Here is a 2,725-nt window from a genome sequence, read left to right as displayed (position 1 = left end):
GGAGATAGCCGCCACATCGAGGCGGGGGGTCATCACCTCCTTGGCAGTGGCATCGGTGAATCGAAGGGCGCGTTGGAGCCGCTGGTGTTCCTCCTCGTCGAGGACCCCCTCACGCTCGCCCGTTTGAATCATATTTCGAATCTCGTCTCGGCTGACGTAGGTCGACTCGATGGACGGGCTGCCGCCGGTAAGTCTGTTCACGACGCCCGTCAGGTAGTGGAATACGGTGATAAGCGGCCACAGTGGCTTCTCGACGATCTTTAGCCCCCGGGCGACACGCCGTGCGTGTAGTTCAGTGTTCTCTACGGCGTAGGATTTGGGTGCGCTCTCGCCGAATATTAACACCACCGACGTGATGCCGAGCGACGAGACGATAACTGCCGTGCCCGCGTCAAAATAGAAGCCAACGATAGTCGTCGAGATTGAGGACATCGTGATGTTGACCATATTGTTCCCCACGAGAATTGTTACGAGAAGGCGGTGGGGATCCTCCTTGAGAGATTTGACTGCCCGTGCGCCACGCAGGCCTTGCTCAACCATCGCATCTACCTGATGGGACGGCAAGGAGAACAGCGCAATCTCCGACGACGAGAAGAATCCCGACCCTACCAAGAGAAGCAGAATCAAGCCGATACCGACCGTGGTGACTGCCGTTTGGCTCAGTTCGGCGCCGACGACTGGCACGGTGTACTGGAGGAGGCCACCACTGGACAGTACTGTGAGGAGAGATATCCACATGCGACCACCTAATGCGTGAGCAGAAAAGTAACCCGTGGTAACGGAGTATGGATTCCTTGAGTTGTACCCATACGAGAGCCTGTCATAGAAACCATCTCATAGCTTGAGCTTCTCGCAGCCAGGGTCGTCTCCCCGCTCGAAGTTGGTGATTACAACGACGAGACGGAGACACCAACCATCTGCTCAGACAATAGTGAGGCACCGGCCTGTGACAGTGTACACCCGTCACCGGTGAAGCGGACTGTTCCGACTGTGGTCCTGTCGACGCGCCACCGCCGTAGCGTCGCATGTGTGTCGATCTTGGAGGACGGCGACACCGACCACGTCTCCCAGCTCGCGGAGGTGCTCGTCGAGCCCGTCTCCCCCAGCATGTTCGTGCCGCGACTCGCCTCGGACCTCGAGTGTCCGGGCGAGATCCGACAGCGGGCTCGGGCGCTCGCGGAACAGACCGAGGAGCGGGGCGTCACGAAGGGCGTCCATCCGGCTGGGTTCGCAGCGGCCTGCCTCTACAAAGCGTGACAGGAACAGGGAAAGTGGGTGACGCAAAGCGACGTCGCAGAGGTCGGGAACGTCACGCCAACGACTGTCCGGACGCATCACGAAACGCTCGATCAACTCGCGGTCTAGACAGGCCAAGTAGGAAGCGACGGCGTCTCGTTCTCCCAGCGAATCGCTTCTACCGCCGCCGGGAACTGTTGGAGTCGGTCATCGAGGACAGCGAGCGGGTGCGCATCGAGAAACGATGCGCGATGTCGATCAACCGGCGTGTCTTCGTGACTGAGTTGGATGTGACAGGGGCCAAGGTCCGGATGATCGGCGTCTTGGTGGAAGCCGAGCATCAGATTCCGGTCCGGTTCGACCCAGTTGATGCGGTAGTATTCCTGGTCGACGCCGGCGGGGTACCAGAAGCGAACCTCGAGTCGTGCGGTCGTCGCATCGTAGGAGTTACTCAGGAAAGTCGTCGGATCGACATCCGCGATAACGTACCGGGTACGGCGTCGAGACGGTCGATAGCGCACATCCACACACCCAGCTTGATTCGTCAATCGGTCGTGAACGTCGCGGAGGAGAGTCCGCTGTGTATAGCGGTCGCGACCGGCGAGAAAGATCATTCTGGGAGAGAAAGGATTAACTCGTGGCGCGGTCGGCCACGTCGGTCATCTGTTCACGGGCGGCTTCGACGTCAGAGTAGAGTTCCAGTGCGTGTTTGATGAGGCGGCGATCCTCCTCGTTCTCGCGCCAGAACGCGATGACGTCGCGGCGCTCGCGAAGATCGGCACTTGCGAGGTCACCGTCGGCGAGCGACTGTTCGAGCTCCTCCCACGTCTCGACGTCGTAGGTCGCCTGCCACTCCTCGATCTCCTCGGTGATCGCGGCCAATTCGCTCCGCAGCTCCTCGCGCGTGTTTTCTTCGATGAGCGTGCGGATCTCCTCGAAGAGCAGTCGCGTGTAGTCCGGCTGGTAGCGCGTGGTTTCGCCGGCCTCAACGCAGCGCAGTTGGCCCTGGTCGACGAGATCCTGAAGTTCCTCGTTGGTCGTGCTCCAGGCGGCATCAGCCTGTTCGCTGATCCAGTTGACCGACCGCGGTTCACGAAGCGTCTCGGCGACCGCTCGAATACGGTCACGGGCACTCATCGACTCACTCCACGACTGGACCCCATCTCGCGAGGATTCAGACATGCTTGGCACCTCTTACGACAGTGTTGGGGATGAGCTCTCATATATATTTGTTCCCTCTCGTATAATCAAGAGGATATTGCGAAAGAGGGGGTCGGGACGTTGAAATACGAAACCGACAGAAATTATGAGCCAACCTCGCCCGCCTCTGTACCGACAGGATCGACGAGTACGAAGGGTACTCTCGCTCTTATGTAGAAACGCGGAAAGCCCGTATAATCACACTCAGACAGTTCTAATCTGGCAATATGCCTTCTGCTCAGCCAGTGTTTGGTGGGATGTTTCGGCAGTTGATCGAGCTCGGAGTTAT

General features: G+C 59.1%; 3 protein-coding genes and 2 pseudogenes. 1 reads left to right on the top strand and 4 read right to left on the bottom strand.

Annotation, left to right across the window (positions count from 1 at the left end):
- Nucleotides 1–738: CNNM domain-containing protein (locus tag EXE41_RS18400; protein ID WP_137691767.1), on the bottom strand; the 738-nt coding region annotated here is incomplete at its 3' end.
- A 351-nt stretch (nt 739–1,089) separates the two neighbouring features.
- Here EXE41_RS18400 and EXE41_RS18390 point away from each other — a divergent pair.
- Nucleotides 1,090–1,365: pseudogene (locus EXE41_RS18390) on the top strand (transcription initiation factor IIB family protein); the annotation flags it as partial.
- Here EXE41_RS18390 and EXE41_RS18385 read toward each other — a convergent pair.
- The 3 genes and pseudogenes from EXE41_RS18385 to EXE41_RS19480 all read right to left on the bottom strand — a co-directional run.
- Nucleotides 1,362–1,850: a hypothetical protein gene (locus tag EXE41_RS18385; protein WP_137691765.1), complete on the bottom strand. Its 489-nt coding sequence runs from the start codon at nt 1,848–1,850 to the stop codon at nt 1,362–1,364. The pseudogene EXE41_RS18390 and the gene EXE41_RS18385 sit on opposite strands and share 4 nt — an antisense overlap.
- A 16-nt stretch (nt 1,851–1,866) precedes the next feature.
- Nucleotides 1,867–2,418 (bottom strand): hypothetical protein, encoded by a 552-nt coding sequence (locus tag EXE41_RS18380; protein WP_137691764.1) that lies wholly within the window; start codon nt 2,416–2,418, stop codon nt 1,867–1,869.
- Between the two features lie 122 nt (nt 2,419–2,540).
- Nucleotides 2,541–2,725: pseudogene (locus EXE41_RS19480) on the bottom strand (hypothetical protein); the annotation flags it as partial.

This window comes from Halorubrum sp. SD690R (genome assembly GCF_005435035.1).
GTDB classification, from domain to species: Archaea; Halobacteriota; Halobacteria; order Halobacteriales; family Haloferacaceae; genus Halorubrum; species Halorubrum ezzemoulense.
This window is presented reverse-complemented; position numbering and strand designations above follow the sequence as displayed.

Coding starts and splice junctions, on each gene's coding strand:
- EXE41_RS18385 (WP_137691765.1), bottom strand. CDS start 1,850: ATGATCTTTCTCGCCGGTCGCGACCGCTATACACAGCGGACTCTCCTC.
- EXE41_RS18380 (WP_137691764.1), bottom strand. CDS start 2,418: ATGTCTGAATCCTCGCGAGATGGGGTCCAGTCGTGGAGTGAGTCGATG.